The following is a 16,542-nucleotide window of genomic DNA, read 5'->3' as shown; positions in this document are numbered from 1 at the left end:
AGGTCAGCGGTTGGGGCGGCCGCCGGCACCGCCCATGCCTCCCATGCCGCCTCCGGTCGACGTGCCCGCCGTCGCCGTCGTGGACTGGCCGTCGACCGTGACGGTGTACTCATGGCCACTGGTGATCGCCTCGCTCGAGTAGACCAGGTTGGCGAAGTCCTTGGTAGCGGTGAACTCGGCCACGACGTCGGACCCGGACAGGATCTGTAACGTCGAGCCGGACGAGCCGGAGGTCTGCGCCTGCACCCAGCCCTGCGCCGACTCGGCGTCGGGCGCCTCCGCCATCCCCGAGGACCCGACCGCGAGCAGCGTGCCGCCGCTGATGGTGAAGGTGCCGTTGACGTCGAGCGCGCCGTTGCCATCGTTCAGCGGCCCGTTGACGATGACCGTGCCGCCGGTGATCTCGGCGTTGCCGTTGGAGTCGAATCCGTCGCCGCCGCTGTCGATGGTCAGCGTGCCGCCAGTGACCAGCGCCAGTCCGTCGACCACGCCACCGCCACCGCCGGGGCCGCGCATCTGCTGCTGCGTGGTGTCCGTGGTGCCGGTGGATGCGGCCGAGACGTTGAGACCGTCGTCGTCGGCGGTCACGTCGACGATGCCACCGGCGATGGCGATGTACTGCGCCTCGAGGCCCTCGTAGGAGCGGGTGACGGTGACCTCGCCGTCACCGATCACCAGCGTGCATTCGGCGTGGAGGCCGTCATCGGCCGCGTCCACCGTGATCGACCCCCCCGAGACGATCACGTCGGTGGCCGCGTCGACGCCGTCCACCCCGGCGGTGAGGGAGACCGTCCCGCCTGAGATGTCGATGAATCCGGACCCGGCCTCGGTGTCGTTGGTGGACTTGAGCGCGTCACCTGCCGCGTCGACGGTGACCGTCCCGCCGGTGATGGCGAGGTGGTCCTTGCCGCGGATGCCGTCGTCGGCCGCGGTGACCTCGATGGTTCCTCCGCTGATGCCAAGGCCGTCGGCGCTTGCGATGCCGTCGAGGTATCGACCCGTGACGGTGAGGGAGCCGGCGCCGCCGATGGTCAGATCCGCCTTCGAGTACAGGACAGCGTCGGCGGCCTCCTCGGACGTGTCCGCGTAGGTGGCGGCGTCGGTGAGCGCGTTGCTCGTGCCGTCGGCCAGCACCACCACCGCCTCCCCCGCGTCGGCGAACGTGACGGCGGGTCCGGTGTCGGACGTGATCTCCGCACCCGAGAGGACGAGCTTCACCTCGTCGTCGGAGGCGGATTTCACCACCACCTGGCCGTTCAGCGAGCCCCTGAGCACGTAGGTGCCTCCGCCGGTGATGGTGACGGTGGTGCCGTCCACCGTGGCGCCTTCGCCGTCGACGGTCGCGGTGCTGCCGCTCAGCGTGACGGTGGTGGCGGACGCCTCGTCCCAGGAGGTGTCGGCCGCATCAGGGGTGGCGTTCGCGGCCCGGGCGGTCTCGACGGTCAAGGCAGTCCCGTCGACGGTGGTCGTCGCGGTAGGCGTCGTCGAGGCGGCCGCGACCGTCCCGGCCGCCGCCGTGCTCTCGACTCCGGTGGCGCCACAGCCCACCAGCAGCGCGCCGACAGCGAGCGAGGACAGCGTGGCGAGGATCTTCTTGGGGTTCATGGTCATATCTCCGGGTTATGGGTGTGGTGGTGTTCGAGCCGTCAGGCGGCGAGTTCGGTCCGGGTCAACAGGCGGTGCCAGCGGTTGTGCGGGAGGTCTGGGCGGAGCGTGGCCAGCCCAGTGGCGTACTTGGACATGGCCACGGGCCGGTGGCCGCGACCCCAGAGCACCCGGTCCGCCGCCGACGGACCCGAGCCGGACTTGGTCTCCACGATCACCAGCCCGTCCGCCGACCGCTCGTCGCCCGTCTGCCGGTCGAACCACTCCAGGTGGGTGTCGACGGTGGCGCGGGCGGCGCCGTCGGGCATGAGGAACGTGGAGCGGGTGTAGGTGACGTCGAGGACGGGTGCGAGGTCGCCGTCGAGCCGGAGCTGCTCCTCACCCAGAGCCTCGACGACGTACCGGCGCGCGTCGCCGTCGAGGCGGCGGATCGGCTCCTCCCACGGGACGCGGTGCTTGACGGTGGCGCCAGCGCGGCGGGTCTTGACCTCGAGGAACTGGAGGTCGGTGTCCAGGTAGCGGCGGGTGCGCACCTTGTAGCGACGGCGGCGCCGGTGAGCGGTGCCGAGGTAGCAGGTGAGGGCCGGGGTGTCGAAGTAGGTGGAGTGGTAGCCGAAGCGGCGGCGGCCCTCGATCTCGAGGACCCTGGCGTCACGGGGCAGCCCGAGGACGAACGCATCCGCCTCGGCGGAGGTCAGCACGTACTTGCGGTCCACCCGGGTGAGCAGCGCGGCGCTCCGGTTGAGCTCGTCCAGGGTGACCGGCTCACGGGCGGCGATCCCGCGGTGCGGGAGGCTCGCGGCGGTCATCGTGCCTCCGCCATGGCGACGCGGCGGGTGCGGGCCGGCGCGGTGGAGCGGTAGCGCACGTCGACGGTGGTGGTGTCGTTGACCAGGTCCAGCCGTTGGACGGCGTGGTGCTTGACGGTGCCGCCGAGCCGGTCCTGGAGGTAGCCGATGAGCATGGCCTCGTCGGTGATGGCGCGGTCCACCACCACCACCTCGCGCTTGTAGCCCCGCAGCAGCAACTGGTGATCAGCGACGAACATGCCGCCGAGAACCACGGCCATGAGGCTGAGCGCCATGACGGGCTCGGCGCCGAGGCCGCTGAGCAGGCCGAGCGCCAGGGCGCTGAAGTAGTACGCGATCTCGTGTTGGGCCAACTCGTCCGAACGCAGCCGGATGATGGACAGTACGCCGAAGAGCCCGAGGCCGAGGCCTGCCCCCACCGCGGTGGAGAGGAGGACGGAGCTGACCGCCATGATGCCGATGTTGACGCCGAGGTAGGCGACCACGAGGTCGCGGCGCCCGTGCCTGGGGAAGTAGAGCCCCAGGGTCAGGATGGCGATGGCGACGATGTTGGCCAGGTACAGCAGGGCGGTGGTGGACACGGGGGACTCCTCGGTGTGACGGTGCGGGTGCAGTCCCTATTCCGCCAGCCGAGTCTGTGGGGGTCCTGTGGGCGCCCTGCGCCGCCGCTACGAGTCCTCGCGTCCGGGTCAGCGCGCCGTGGTCCTCGACCGGAACAGCCCGGACGGGTCGTAGAGCTCCTTGACGCCGGCCAGTCGCTCGGCGTTGTCTCCGTGGGCCCGCCGGGACGCCTCGGGGTCGGACATGTCGTCGAAGTTGAGGTAGGTGCCGCCGGTGCCGTAGGGCGCCAACGCCTTCGCCGTCGACCGTGCCCACTCGACGTTGGGTTCGTCCCGGGCAGGGTCGTCCCAGTTCGACTCGATGCCGATCATGTAGGGGGCGGTCCGGTCCGCGATCGGGGTCTCGTCGCCCGGCACGTCCGCGATCGCTCCGCCGTTGACCCAGACGTCGAGCGACGTCAGCGCTGAGGGCCGCCGCGCCGCGAAGTCCACCAGGGTGTCCGCGACGTCGCCGTCGAGGTAGCGGATGTGAGCCGACTTCCAGTGGTAGCGGCGCCCGCGCGGGTAGTCCTCGTCGAAGAAGCGCTGCGCGTCCACCCAGGGCACCACCGACCCCATGTCCGTGAGCACCGTGCCGAGCCCGCGCAGCTCGGCGCAGACGCGCTCCCCCTCGACAGGATCGCCGACGTAGGGCCCGGCGACACCGATGAAGTCGCGCCCCCACAGCTCCTTCGGGAAGGGGTCCGCCTCGGGGAAGCTCCAGCACACCGCGATCGAGCCGAACTCGCGGGGGGCGGAGCGGGCGAACTCGTCCAGGCCCGTCAGGACGCTGCGCCCTTCGCTCAACGGGAAGGTCAGGAAGGGCAGGAAGACGTCCGGGCCGACGGGGTGGGCGCGGTACTCGAGTTCCGTGACGACCCCCAGGTCCCAGCCGCCGCCGCGGAGCGCCCAGAACAGCTCCGGGTGCTCGTCGGGGCTCGCATGGACCAGCCGTCCGTCGGCCGTGACCACATGGGCACCGAGGACGTTGTCGCAGCTCAGGCCGTGCTTGCGGCGCATCCATCCGTACCCGCCGGCGAGGGTTAGCCCCGCCACGCCCGTCTCCGACACCACGCCGAGCGGGACCGCGAGACCGTGCACCTGGGTCGCGGCGTCGACATCCCCGATCTGAGCGCCTCCCTCGGCGCGCACAGTCCTGGTGTCAGGGTCGACGGTGACGCCGCGCAGGGGCGCGAGGTCGATCACGAGGCCACCGTCGATCACGGAGAGGCCGGCGACATGATGCCCGCCGCTGCGGACGGACACGCCGAGTCCGTGCGTCCTGGCGAACAGGACCGCCTGCACCACGTCGTCGGGTCCGGCGCACGCGACGACGAGTGCCGGCGACCTGTCGATCGCACCGTTCCATACCTGGCGCGCGGCGTCATATCCGGTATCCGCGGGGGAGGTCACCGTTCCGTGGATCCCGGAGGCGAGCCTGGCCAGTGCCGCCGTGTCCATGCCCGGATTGTGCTCCGAACCCGACCGCGATCCCAGCGTTCGTCGGCCGTGGCGGGCGGAACGTCCGTGACCAGCGGCGATCCATCCGGCTTCGACTCACCGCGCGTCAAAACAGCGCGCCGGGCTAGCACTGAGCGACGAGATTGTATAAGCTTTGTTCAAGGTTACATTCGGGCCTGCCACTCAGAGGAATGAGCTTCATGCGACACAACGATCGACTCCGCCAGATCGTCATCACCGCCGGCGCGGTTTTCATGATCGTCGGCACGCTCTTCGGCATCGGCGTCATCGGGACCCGGGTCGAGGAGAGCGCCGGCGGCAGCCTGTCCGCCACCGCGACCCTCGTGGCCCCGGCCGGCACCGCCTTCTCCATCTGGTCGGTGATCTACACCGGCCTCATCGCCTACGTGATCTGGCAATGGCTGCCGGCCAACACGGCGAGCCGTCTCGCGCGATCGATCGGATGGCCGGCTGCCGCGTCGATGGTGCTCAATGCCTCCTGGCTCCTCGTGACGCAGGTGGGGTGGCTGTGGGCCAGTGTCGCGGTGATCGTGGCGCTGGCTCTCGTGCTCGGGCTGCTGGTCCGGCGCCTCACCGAGATCCCCGCCGACGCCGACGGCGCGGCCACGACGTGGGCCGAGCGCCTCGTCGTCGACGGCACCTTCGGCCTGTACCTCGGCTGGGTCTCGGTGGCCACCGTCGCCAACATCACCGCGACCCTGGTGGACTCGGGCGTGGACCCCGCGCCCCCCGTCTCGGAGTACCTGGCCGTGGCGGCGCTCGCGGTCGCGGCCGCGCTGGGCGGCGTGCTCGCACGGGCGTTCGGCGGGCGGTTCGCGGTCGCCGCGGCCATGGCGTGGGGTCTGGGCTGGATCTCGGTGGGGCGCCTGACCGACGCGCCTGAATCCACCATCACCGGTGTCGCGGCGGCCTTGGCTGCGGCCGCGGTGGTGGCCTCAGCGCTCGCCGTTCGCCTCCGCCACTCGTCCGTGAGCACGACGACGGCGCACGCCCGCGCCTGAGGCCGATCACAGTGGGGGATCCTGGACGAATGACCGTCCAGGATCCCCCACTGCGTTTGGGGTGCAAGAGGTCAGCCCTCGAGCCGTCGCAGATCGGCCACCGCCGGACCCTCGAGGAGGGCGCCGTCGGCGGCGAACCGCGACCCGTGCAGCGGGCAGTCCCACGACCTCTCCGCGTCGTTCCACCGCAGGACGCCACCCAGGTGCGTGCAGACCCCGGACACGCGGCAGGTCACTCCGTCCACCGTCGACACCGCCTCGGGGGAGCCGCTCTCCCCGCGACCGACGACGCCCTTGCCTTCGGCAGGCGACTCGGTCGGTAAAGCGGTGAGCTTGGCCTGGACCCAGTCCTGCGCGAGGGTCGCGGCAACCTTGACGTTTGGCGCGACGGCGCTGATGACCGCTTTGGGCTTGGGCCGCCGCGACCGGAGCGTCTCCGCCCACGGCATCGACCCCTCGAGGATCTGCGCGCTGAGACTCAGCGCCGCCGCGACGCCGTTGGTCATGCCCCACTTGTTGTAGCCCGTGGCGACGAAGATCTTCCCCCCACCGCGGGGCATGGGCCCGACGAACGGCACACGGTCAACAGACCGGTAGTCCTGCGCGGACCAGGCGTGCAGGGGTTCGGCGCCGGGGAAGTTCTCCTGTGCCCACCGTCGCAGGTCCCCGACCGCCTCGGCCTCGGAGTCGGTGCGCCCCACCACGTGCCCGTTCCCGCCCACCATGAGCAGCTCGCCGTCGTCGACCGGGACCGTGCGCAGCGATCTCGACGGGCTGTCCGCACTCAGGTACATCCCCTGCGGGATGTCGCCGGGCACGCGGTAGGTGGTGGCGTAGGAACGCATCGGCGCGAGCTTGGCGAAGTAGCCGCCGCGGTCCAGGATGGGGCTGCCGGTGGCGAGGATGAGCCGGTCTGCGGTGAGCGCGCCGCGCGTGGTGGTGATCGTCACGGTGTCGCCTGAGTCCGCATCGGTGACCCGCGCGTCCTCGACGAGCACGCCACCGTGCGCGGCAAGCTCGGCCAGCAGGACGTCGAGGACCAGCAGCGGGTGGATCTGCACCTGGTCCGCGAGGGCGATGGCTCCGGCCACCTTGAACGGCAGTTCGGTGTCGACGGTCCACTCGGCCTCGAGACCCGCCGTGCGGCAGGCGTCCAGCTCGGCGCGCAGGCCCATGACGGCGGCGTCGCCCGCCACGTAGGTGTAGGCGGTCCTGCGCTGGTACGCCACGCCGCGATCCTCCAGCAGCCGCACCAGCCAGGCCTGCGCCTCGCGGTTGCCCTCGACATAGGCGCGGAGCACGTCGTCGGACTGGTGGGACCTGAGGTCTGAGAGGATCGTGCCCTGCAGCAACGACACCTTCGCGGTGGTGTGTCCGGTGGCGACGGCGCCAACGGATCGCGCCTCGACGACCGCGACACGCTGCCCGGATCTGGCCAGCAGCGCCGCGACGGTGAGTCCCGTGATCCCGGCACCGGCGACGGCGGTGTCCAGGTGGGCGCCCTCAGGGAACGTTCCCGACGGCTCGCTGAGCGAGGGACGGGTGGCGAACCAGACTGACTTCATGGGTTCCATGTCTCATCATGCTCCAACATCCCGGTGGTGTTGAGCGGTCGGCGAGATCCACCTTCTCCCCATGGCCAACGCCGCGTGCTTAGCGGGCGAGCTAGGCGAGCATGCCGGGGAGAGGTCGCGGAACCGGCTCAGGCTGCGAGCAACCTGACCAACACCCGCCGGTAGCCGAACTGAAGCGCCCTCGCCGCCATCGGCTGCAGGAAGCCGGGCAGCCAGGGGAGGTGGACGCTCTGCTCCCATCGCACCAGGCTCCCCGTCGGCGACGGCGTGGCCCGGACCCGGACGTCGCCGCGGATAACGCGACCCTGCTTGCTGATCCGCGCCTCCGCGTCGGGCAGGAAGGACAGCTCCTCGATGCGCATCGGATCGTCGAACCCCACCGGGCCGACGGCGGTGCGCCCCACGAACCGCGACCCCACCCCCAGCTCGCCGGCGGACAGCGCGGGGGTGACTGTGGTGAGTGGGATGAGCCGGCTGTGGGCACGGAGGTCGAGCACTCGCCGGAGCGCCTCCGCCGGAGCGCAATCCGCCGGTACCTCGACGACGAACCAGGCTCTCGCATGCATTCGCCCATGCTATGTCCCTGGCGTTTGGGACCTCCCGGAGTGGGTACGGGGAGAAAAGGAGGGCCCGCCCCGGGCCATTCCACGGGAGGAGAAGAACGATGCATCTCGAGATGCTGCGAACCCATCCGATCACCACCCCGGAGCCCGCGGAGCTCGGAGACCTGCTGGCGGCGCTGTCGGAGTGCGCCCAGGTGTGCGGGTTGTGCGCCGACGCGTGCCTGGCGGAGGACATGGTGGCCGACCTGCGCGGTTGCATCCGGCTGAATCAGGACTGCGCCGACGTGTGCGCGGCGGCCGAGCGCGTGCTGGCCCGTCGTGTCGACCCGGACCCGGCCGTCGTGGATGCCGTCCTGGCGGCCTGCGTCGCCGCGTGTGGGGCGTGTGCCACCGAATGCGAGCGCCACGCGGACATGCATGAGCACTGCCGGATCTGCGCTGAAGCGTGCCGTCGCTGCGAAGACCTGTGCACGGCCTACCGCGGACGGCCCGCCTGATCACGGGGGACCCATGAGCAGGCCGGTCGACCTGACACACGAGCCGCGCGGCCGGATCCTGTCCCCCAGCTGAGGAGCCGGGCGTCTACCGCGGTCGCGGAATCCGGCGTCGCACGTCGGGCACCGTGGCCGGGCCCGGCTCCCACGCCGCGACCCACGGCAGGTCGTCGGCGACGTGCAGGACCCCGTCCTCCAAGCCCGCATAGTGCCCGTCGAGCACGCGGCGGGCCAGGTGACGGTCGCTGCGGTCCGAGTTGTGCCACAGCGCACCGAACAGCGCATCCACCCGCACCCTGGCCTGCTCGCAGAACGCCGCTGCGAGCTCCACGCCCTCGGGGTGGGAATCCCGCTCGGCCGTGGCCCGCACGCAGGAGGCCGACATGGCGAAGAGTTCGGCGCCGATGTCGACGATCCGGCCCAGGTAGGCCTGTCGATGCTCCAACCGGCCCTGCCAGCGCGCCATCCCGGCGAAGATAGCCCGGGCGAGCCGCCTGGCCGCGCGCTCCACGTAGCGGAGATGCTCCGCCAGTGGCCCGTGCTCCCGGTAAGCCCCGGGCACGGTGCCTGCGCCGACCGCCAGCATCGGCAGCCACCTGGCATAGAAGGCCGACGCCCGCGCCAGGGCCTCGGCCCGGGCGCGCGTCGTCGCTTCGGGATCGATGATCTCGCCGGCCACCTCGAGGTGGACGTCGACGGCCTCGCGCGCGATGAGGAGGTGCATGATCTCGCTGGATCCCTCGAAGATCCGGTTGATCCGCACGTCGCGCATGAGCTGCTCGACCTCGGCAGGGCGCTCCCCACGTGCCGCCAGCGACTCGGCCGTCTCGTAGCCGCGGCCGCCGCGGATCTGGACGAGGTCGTCGATGATCCGCCACGCCATCTCGGAGGCGTAGAGCTTGACGAGGGCCGCCTCGATGCGGATGTCGTTGGCGTCGTCGTCGGCCAGCATGCTGGCGAGGTCCAGCGTCGACTCCAAGCCGTAGGTGGTGGCCGCGATGAAGGCGATCCGGGTGGCGATGGCCTCATGGTCCCCCACGCGCCGGCCCCACTGGACGCGCTCCCCCGCCCACCCGCGCGCCACATGCAGCGACCACTTCGCGGCGCCCACGCACATGGCGGGCAGCGACAGCCGGCCGGTGTTGAGGGTGGCCAGGGCGATCTTCAGGCCCTTGCCGACGCTGCCCAGCACGTCGGCCGCGGGGACCCGCACCTGGTGGAACCGGATGAGCGCGTTCTCGATCCCGCGGAGGCCGACGAAGGCGTTGCGTCTCTCGACGGTGATCCCGGGCGAGTCCGCCTCCACGATGAACGCCGTGATGCCGCCCCGGCTGCCCGGGGTGGCCGGGACGCGCGCGAGCACGACGAACAGGCTGGCGATGGTGCCGTTGGTGGCCCACAGCTTCAGCCCGTCGAGGACGTAGTCGTCGCCGTCGGGCGTGGCCGTGGTGGCGAGCCGGGCGGGATCCGATCCGACGTCGGGCTCCGTCAGCAGGAACGCCGACACCTCACCGGCGGCCACGCGCGGGAGGTAGCGCTCCTGCTGGGCGGCGGTGCCGAACATCTTGACGGGTTGCGGGACGCCGATGGACTGGTGGGCCGACAGCGTGGCGGCAACAGCGGGGTTGGCCGAGCCGATCAGCGTGAGCGCCTTGTTGAAGTAGTACTGCGTGAGACCCTGGCCGCCGTGGGACTCGGGGATCTTCATCCCGAAGGCCCCGAGTTCGGCGAGTTCGGCGAAGGTCTCGTCGGGGATCCTCGCCTCGCGTTCGATGCGGGCGCCGTCGATGCGCCGGCACGCGTCCTCGACGCGCGTGAGGTAGCTCTCGCCCTTGGCCCTGGCCGCCGGGCTGGGCGTGGGCCAGGGCTCGATGAGATCCAGTCGCAGTCTGCCGAGGAACAGCTCCTTGCCGAAGCTGGGCTTCGTCCACTCGGTCTGTCGTGCCGCCTCCGCCACTGTGCGGGCCTCGCGTGCGCTGGGACCTTGGGTGGGCGCGGTTGTGGGGTGAGTCGTTGTGCTCATGATGCCCTCCAGGAACGCCTTCCACGATACTCCTGGGCGGTCGCTCCCGCGGCGACTGCTGATGCACCGCCGATGGTTCCGGCGGTCCGCGTGAGAAGAGCTGCCCTTCGCCGACGGAGCCCCGAAAGATCGCCCGGAGAGATTCTTTGCCCAGGTTGGCTTCCCGGGCCCCGGATGTGGGCTGCGTGGTGTTAGAATAGTACGCGTGAGCGATTCGATGCTGGACCTGGGGCAGCGGTACATCGCCGCGCTGTGGGGTGTCGCGGGGTCGTTGGGTTCGGGTGTCGCGGCGGTGGCACGGCTGGGTGGGTTGGTGGAGGTGGTCGCTGAGGCGGAGGCCCAGTTGGCGGGGTTGCGGCTGCACCTGTTGCATGAGGCTAGGGTCTCTGCGGCGGAGGCGGTGGTGGAGGAGGTCCGCCAGTCGGTGCGCAGCACCCCAGCGCAGGCGGCTGCCGCGCTGCGGCTCGCCTCCGATCTGGGGGAACGGTTCGGGTTGATCGGTGCAGCGTTGAACGACGGCGTGGTGTCGCTGGCGCAGGCCGAAGCGATCGTGGGCGGGTTGCGGAAGCTGCCCGAGCACTTGACGCGGGCCCAGCTGATCGAGTGCCAGGAACTGATCCTGGCCCACGTCGACACCCTCGGCCCGGCAGAGCTACGCGTGCTGGCGGCCCGGCTGGTCGAGGTGGTCGGCCCGGACCAGTCGGATGCCGACGACGCGAAACGCCTGGCCCGTGAAGAGGCCGCGGCACGCCGGGATCGGTTCCTGCGTCTGGCGCCGGACTTCCACGGGTCGATGCGGATCACCGGGCAGGTCCCGGTCGCCGACGCGGCCCTCCTGTCGGCGCAGTTGGATGCGTTGATGCCACCGTCGACGGCGTATGAGCACACCGGCGAGGCCCCGGGCAGGGACACCAGACGCGCTGATGCCCTGGTCCTGCTCGTCCAGCACGCGGCAGGCAGCGGCGGGTTACCCAGGCACGGGGTGGACCGGCCCCAGGTCCACATCACCCTCGATCTGGAGACGCTGACCACTGGTCTCGGGACGGTCGCCCTCCTCGACACCGGCGGGGCGGGCGGGGCGGAAGGGCTATCAGCCGCGGAGGCCCGCCGCCTGGCCTGCGACGCCGGGCTGATCCCCATCGTCCTCGGCACGGCATCGCGGCCGCTGGATGTCGGCCGGACCCATCGCCTGTTCACCCCCGCGATCCGTGCGGCGCTGCTGCAGCGGGACCAGGGCTGCGTGTTCCCCGGCTGTACCGCGGCACCGGCCGCCTGCGAGGCGCATCACATTCGTCCGTGGTGGGCCGGCGGCTCGTCGTGCCTAGCCAACGGCGTCTTGCTGTGTCCCTATCATCATCGGCTCGTCGAACCAGACCCCCAGCAATCGACCGAGTCCCAATGGCAGGTCCACCTCGACCCCGCCACCGGGATGCCGTGGTTCACCCCACCAAGACACATCGACCCCGCCCGTCGGCCCAGGCAGCACCAGCGCCACCGGCTGCAGCAACTCGAACCCCACGCCGCGGCACCACCATGCCCCCACGACCCCGGGGCAGACCTCGACGAACTCATCCGCCGCAGCGCCACGATCTGGGCCAACGCCGGCTAGACGAAGCCCTCCGGGCTCCCACCTCCCGTCGCTCGATCACGTGCTCGTGTGCGCGATCGAGCACTACCATCGGGCCCTCACATCGATGAGCGAGCTGATCCGCCGCGACTTCCGCCTCTCCGCGGAGATCCTCACCGCTTTCGGCGAGATCAGCGGGCAGACTGCCATGAAGGCACGAGGGGCCGTCGAAGATCTCCTCGCCCAGGCCCGACGACGACGTGCAAAGGAACCCTCGTGACCCACCGGAACCTCACCCCAGTCCTGCCCGGATTCTGGTCCGACCCCACGGTCTGTCGCACGCCCGACGGCTTTGCCCTGGCACACTCGAGCTTCGAGTACTTCCCGGGCGCGCCCGTGCATCTGAGCCCCGACCTCGTCGACTGGCGCCAGGTCGGCAACGTGATCGACCGCCCCGGGCAGACGGACCTCACCGCCGGCGGCGCGTCGTCGGGCATCTACGGCTCGACGCTGCGCCACCACGACGGCCGCTACTGGTTCATCACCACCAACATGAACCAGGTGCGGGAGGGCCAGTTGCTCTTCACGGCCGAGGAGCCGGCCGGCCCGTGGTCCGACCCGGTCAGGATCCCCGTGGTCGGCATCGACCCGGACATCGCCTGGGACGAGGACGGCACCTGCCTGGTCACGTGGTGCGGCTTCCCCCAGGGCATCCAGCAGGTCACGGTGGACCCGGCCACCGGCGAGGTGCTCGGTGAGCGCCGCCAGCTGTGGAACGGCACCGGCATGCGCAACCCGGAGGGGCCCCACCTCTACAAGGTGGGCGACTGGTGGTACCTGCTCATCGCCGAGGGCGGCACCGACCGCGGCCACAGCGTCAGCGTCGCCCGCGGCCGCTCCGCGATGGGCCCCTTCGAGGGCAACCCCGCCAACCCCGTCCTCACCCACCGCAGCACCGATCACCCGGTGCAGAGCACCGGTCACGCCGACCTCGTCGAGGGGCCCGACGCCCAGTGGTTCGCCGTCTACCACGGCACCCGTCCGCACGGCGGGTTCCCCGAGTTCCACGTCCTCGGCCGCGAGACCTTCCTCAGCCCCGTCGAGTGGGAGGACGGCTGGCCGGTTTTCGCGGACCCCGCCGAGGACTACTCCCCCCGAGACAACCGCGTCGAGGATTCGTTCACGGACGGACTGGACCCACGCTGGGTCTCCCCGTCGGGCGACCTGCGGGGCGTCTCGACGGCGGTCGACGGGCTGACCCTGACCGCCGTCGACGGGGCGCGCCCGCTGATGGTCAGGGTGATGGACCACGACTGGCGGGCCACCGTCGAGGTAGAGGGCAGCGCCCGCCTGCTGCTCTATCTCGACGACGCCCACTGGTACGGCGTGGAGACCTCGGCCGACGAGGTGTCCGCGGTGGCCCAGATCGGACCGGTGCGGCAGGTGCTCGGCTCCTGTCCCCGCCCGGCCACGCCGTCGGTGTCGCTGCGGCTCTCGGCCAGGATCCCCGAGCCGGTGGGAGGATGGCCCGCCAGCCAGCCCGACCTCGTCACGCTGTCCGTCCTCACCGACGACGGCTGGCAGGCCCTCGCAGAGGTAGACGGCCGCTACGTCTCCACCGAGGTGGCGGGCGGGTTCACCGGGCGCATGGTCGGCATCGCCGCCGTCGAGGGAACTTCGAGGTGCCGTCGCTTCACCTATGGCATGGGGTGGTCGGTGTAAAGCGACAGGCTGGCGCGGACGCACGCGACGAGGTCGATGCTGTCGGGGTCCAGAAGCCACTGCGGGTCCAGGCCTTCGCGCAGGCCCGCGATCTGAGCTGCCGCGTCGGGGGCGCCGGCCGAACCGCCTACGTCTACACCGCCCCACCCTTGGCCGCCCCTGAGCCCACGGCGAGCGGCTCGGAGCCGTGCGGGAATCGTTCCTCCAGAACGGTCGCCGCGCCCCTGACGCGTCCGAAGCGCTGCCTGGGGGAACGCCTGCCGCAGGCCCGGGCGTCGACTAATCCTCGGAGGTCCAGCGCACCTCGACGCCGCGCTCGCCTGCCATCCGTTCGATGAGGTGGCTGATCTTCTGGTCGGCATAGCGGTCGTGGGCATCGCGGACCCCCGTCCGCCTGCCGAACAGCGCGTCGGCCTCGTCGAACAGCAACACCGCGCCGTCGCGCTCCGCCGCGTCGAACACCGCGGCAAGGTTCTTCTCCGTCTCCCCGATGTAGCGCGACACGACCTGCCCCAGGTCGACGGTGCGCAGATTCGCCGACGCGGGGTCGGGGCGCGTGAGGATCCGCCCGGCGAGGGCATCACCGACCGGCGGGTCCCCGGCCGCGACCTGGGTCTGCAGACTCAGGCGGTGGACGTCGAACTCGGCGGGCCTCACCGTCGCGACGAAGAGCTCGAGGATCAGGTGACCCGCCTCGACGTCAGCCTGAGTCATCGTCTCACCCAGTCCGCACCGCACGCCGTACGCATGCTCCGGCTTGGCGCCCTGCAACGCGCCCCGGCGCCAGAGGTCGACCAGAAAGTTCTCGACCATCGTCCTCACCCGCACCCACAGGGCTGCGTCATTGCGCTCGAACACGGTGAACCTCAGCCCCGCGGCCACGGAGCCGAGGACGTGGTCGGTGAGGCGACGGACCGAGAGGTACCGCTTCGCCGGTTCGGTGCTCTCCGCGCCGGCGAGGGTGCGGGCACCCCACACCAGCCGGCCGCGACCCGGGAACTGGCGCAGGGCGTTCACGCCGTCCTGGGCGAGCAGGTCGCTCGCCGCGCCGTCGAGGGCTTCGGTGAGTCCGTCGATGCCGTGCAGAGCGACGTTGGCGGGCGCCTTCCACACTCCGCGCTCGGCGTCGGTGCGTGCGATGGCCCCGGCCACGGCGCCCGACGGCGGCACCGCCACCCCGCCCACCACGAGCCACGGATGGTAGGCAGCGGCCCGCTCGCGGTGCGGGCCCGCCTGCTGCACCCCGGACCTGGTTTCGGAGTCGAACGGGCCGGCGGGCAGGTCGAGCAGCATCACGGCGCGGCGTGCCGCGCAGAGCGCGAGTGCGGCGCTCACCTGCGGCTGATGGGCGGCCGTCAGACCGGGAATCGCGAGGACCGTCACATCGCTGTCATCGAGGGCGTGAATGCCCCCCGCGCCGTCGGTGGGGACCAGCTGCTCAGGGGCAGGGCCTGCGGCCCGGACCACGATCGCACTGCTGCCGCCGTTGGCGAAGAACAGGTCGACGGCGTGACCCAGCGGCTGGTCGACGCCCAGGCTCGGCCCGAAGAGGGCGTGATACTCGCCCGGGCTGGTGACCGTGACCGGGGTGTCCACCGGACCGTCGCCGCAGGCCCCGACGAAACCCGTCACCGAGGTGGGCAGCGGCGGAATCGCCGTCGGGGCGGGGATCTCCTCGATGTAGGGCATCGTCTCAACCTCCGGGAGTCGGCGAGGGCGAGGCGGAGCCGACGCTGCCCCGCGCCAGGGCGCAGTCGTTGTCGGTGAGGGTGGGCGCGGCGGTGTCGGTGACCACGATCCCGAACTCCACGTCGGTGCAGGTCGCTCCCGCGATCGCCCCCGTCGAGGTGCCGCCGGCGATGATCGCCGCCCGCTTCGCCCCGGAGACGCGGGCACCCTCGACGATGGGCGCGGCGGACCCATCGATCTGGAGGCCGACCTCGCCCCCGCTGATGGTCGCGTCCAGCAGGGTGGGGCGCGCGGACTCGGCGACGGCGACGCCGATCCCGTTGCCATCGAACGTGGCATCAGTGACCGAGCCGTCGGACTCCCCCAGGAAGCAGAGGCCGCATTCGCCGTTGTCGGTGAACGTCGCGTTGACCACGCTCACCCGGTGGGCGCCGGCGACCGCGAGACCCGCCCACCCGTTGTCGCGGAAGGCGACGTTGGTGGCCTCGAACGTGGTGTGCCGGTTCGCGTCGTCGTCGCCGCCCACCAGCATGACGCCGGCTCCCCCACCGGTCTCGTCGGGCCGACCGCCCGAGAACTCGACGTCGCGAAGAATAACGGTGGCCGCCCCGCCGGCGACGAGCCCGGAGCCGGGGGCGGACGTGTCTCGGGCGACCGTCATCGAGCTGAGTCCGATGGTCTCGGCGGTGGCGACGAGGATCGCGGCTTCGTCGGCGCTGGAGGTCAGGCGGGTCTCGTCGATCCCCTTGCCCTCGAGCATGACCCCGCTGAGCAGGACCAGCGGCTCGGTCAGGTCCCAGGTGCCCTCGCTGAGGAGCAGGGTTGAGCCCGAGGGTGCTTCGGCGAGCGCCTCGGCGAGGTCGTCGTCGGGGTAGAGCGCACGCCGGACGAGTTGCTCGGGGATGCGTCCGTCGAGGCCGGCGACGAGCCGCGCGCGCACCGCCTCCGCCAGCGGCGTCTCTGCGCGGACCTCGTCGATGCTCGCGTCCACGTCGTCGCGCATCTGGGCGGCCTCGCAGTAGCGCTTCTCGACGGCCTCGCGCACCTCCGCGAGGGTGTCCTGGATTGCGTCGGCGTCGGCGTCGGCGCTGGGGGTGGGCGTGGAGGTCGCGACGGGTGACGCGGTGCTCTGCGGACCCGTGGGCTGCTCGTAGGAGTCGACGACGCGCTGGAGGGCGGCGCCGACCATGATGGCGAGGTCGCGGCAGTGGGCGACCGGCCAGACCGACGACGACGCCGACGGGGTGCCCGACGGGGTGGGCGAGGGCTCGGGGGCCGCGGTGCAGGCAATGAGCAGAGCGGACGCGAGGATCGACGTCGCCAGTCCCACTACGGCCTTCATGCGCTCACGCTACACGCAGTGAGGCAGCGGTTCGTCCATCCGCTTTGATGCGTTTGCGATGGTCTCCTGAGA

General features: G+C 71.4%; 14 protein-coding genes. 5 read left to right on the top strand and 9 right to left on the bottom strand.

Features of this window, described 5'->3' with window-relative positions; translation table 11 throughout:
- Positions 1-3: 3 nt before the first annotated feature.
- The 4 genes from ACX1D0_RS13515 to ACX1D0_RS13500 all read right to left on the bottom strand — a co-directional run bounded on the left by ACX1D0_RS13515 (position 4) and on the right by ACX1D0_RS13500 (position 4,474).
- Positions 4-1,611: a carbohydrate-binding domain-containing protein gene (locus ACX1D0_RS13515; protein WP_459018520.1), complete on the bottom strand. Its 1,608-nt coding sequence runs from the start codon at positions 1,609-1,611 to the stop codon at positions 4-6.
- A 35-nt stretch (positions 1,612-1,646) separates the two neighbouring features.
- Entirely contained in the window at positions 1,647-2,414 is a 768-nt protein-coding gene (locus tag ACX1D0_RS13510; RefSeq protein ID WP_459018519.1) for a polyphosphate polymerase domain-containing protein, read from the bottom strand.
- On the bottom strand, positions 2,411-2,995 hold the full coding sequence (locus tag ACX1D0_RS13505; protein WP_459018518.1) for a DUF4956 domain-containing protein: 585 nt from the start codon (positions 2,993-2,995) through the stop codon (positions 2,411-2,413). The genes ACX1D0_RS13510 and ACX1D0_RS13505 overlap by 4 nt, the downstream gene beginning before the upstream one ends.
- Before the next feature lie 108 nt (positions 2,996-3,103).
- Positions 3,104-4,474 carry an FAD-binding oxidoreductase gene (locus ACX1D0_RS13500; RefSeq protein ID WP_459018517.1) on the bottom strand — a complete coding sequence of 457 codons (1,371 nt, stop codon included), beginning with the start codon at positions 4,472-4,474 and terminating at the stop codon, positions 3,104-3,106.
- Positions 4,475-4,674: 200 nt separating this feature from the next.
- Here ACX1D0_RS13500 and ACX1D0_RS13495 point away from each other — a divergent pair, with 200 nt between their 5' ends.
- The gene (locus tag ACX1D0_RS13495) at positions 4,675-5,496 is read left to right on the top strand and encodes a TspO-related membrane protein (RefSeq protein ID WP_459018516.1); all 822 of its coding nucleotides are present in this window, start codon (positions 4,675-4,677) and stop codon (positions 5,494-5,496) included.
- A 71-nt stretch (positions 5,497-5,567) separates the two neighbouring features.
- Here ACX1D0_RS13495 and ACX1D0_RS13490 read toward each other — a convergent pair whose 3' ends face one another.
- Positions 5,568-7,061: an FAD-dependent oxidoreductase gene (locus ACX1D0_RS13490; protein WP_459018515.1), complete on the bottom strand. Its 1,494-nt coding sequence runs from the start codon at positions 7,059-7,061 to the stop codon at positions 5,568-5,570.
- 137 nt (positions 7,062-7,198) lie between these two features.
- Positions 7,199-7,636, bottom strand: coding sequence for an SRPBCC family protein (locus tag ACX1D0_RS13485; RefSeq protein ID WP_459018514.1), 438 nt, complete (start codon positions 7,634-7,636; stop codon positions 7,199-7,201).
- A 98-nt stretch (positions 7,637-7,734) separates the two neighbouring features.
- Between ACX1D0_RS13485 and ACX1D0_RS13480 the strand changes: the two genes are divergently transcribed.
- Positions 7,735-8,130 carry a four-helix bundle copper-binding protein gene (locus ACX1D0_RS13480; RefSeq protein WP_459018513.1) on the top strand — a complete coding sequence of 132 codons (396 nt, stop codon included), beginning with the start codon at positions 7,735-7,737 and terminating at the stop codon, positions 8,128-8,130.
- 85 nt (positions 8,131-8,215) lie between these two features.
- Here the strand turns inward: ACX1D0_RS13480 and ACX1D0_RS13475 are convergent, their stop codons facing one another.
- Complete coding sequence (locus ACX1D0_RS13475) at positions 8,216-10,150, bottom strand: acyl-CoA dehydrogenase family protein (RefSeq protein WP_459018512.1); 1,935 nt, start codon at positions 10,148-10,150, stop codon at positions 8,216-8,218.
- A 205-nt stretch (positions 10,151-10,355) separates the two neighbouring features.
- Here ACX1D0_RS13475 and ACX1D0_RS13470 point away from each other — a divergent pair, with 205 nt between their 5' ends.
- The 3 genes from ACX1D0_RS13470 (at position 10,356) to ACX1D0_RS13460 (ending at position 13,439) form a co-directional block, all read left to right on the top strand.
- A complete protein-coding gene (locus ACX1D0_RS13470; RefSeq protein ID WP_459018511.1) occupies positions 10,356-11,759 on the top strand; it encodes an HNH endonuclease signature motif containing protein in 1,404 nt (467 codons plus the stop codon).
- A gap of 85 nt (positions 11,760-11,844) precedes the next feature.
- On the top strand, positions 11,845-11,997 hold the full coding sequence (locus ACX1D0_RS13465) for a hypothetical protein (protein ID WP_459018510.1): 153 nt from the start codon (positions 11,845-11,847) through the stop codon (positions 11,995-11,997).
- The gene (locus ACX1D0_RS13460) at positions 11,994-13,439 is read left to right on the top strand and encodes a glycoside hydrolase family 43 protein (RefSeq protein WP_459018509.1); all 1,446 of its coding nucleotides are present in this window, start codon (positions 11,994-11,996) and stop codon (positions 13,437-13,439) included. Before ACX1D0_RS13465 ends, ACX1D0_RS13460 begins: the two co-directional genes overlap by 4 nt.
- 279 nt (positions 13,440-13,718) lie before the next feature.
- Here ACX1D0_RS13460 and ACX1D0_RS13455 read toward each other — a convergent pair whose 3' ends face one another.
- Positions 13,719-15,128, bottom strand: a complete 1,410-nt coding sequence (locus ACX1D0_RS13455; protein WP_459018508.1) for a phage tail sheath family protein — start codon at positions 15,126-15,128, stop codon at positions 13,719-13,721.
- Between the two features lie 4 nt (positions 15,129-15,132).
- The gene (locus ACX1D0_RS13450; protein WP_459018507.1) at positions 15,133-16,470 is read right to left on the bottom strand and encodes a right-handed parallel beta-helix repeat-containing protein; all 1,338 of its coding nucleotides are present in this window, start codon (positions 16,468-16,470) and stop codon (positions 15,133-15,135) included.
- Between the last annotated feature and the right edge of the window lie 72 nt (positions 16,471-16,542).

This window comes from Tessaracoccus pujii (genome assembly GCF_054483895.1).
This window is presented reverse-complemented; position numbering and strand designations above follow the sequence as displayed.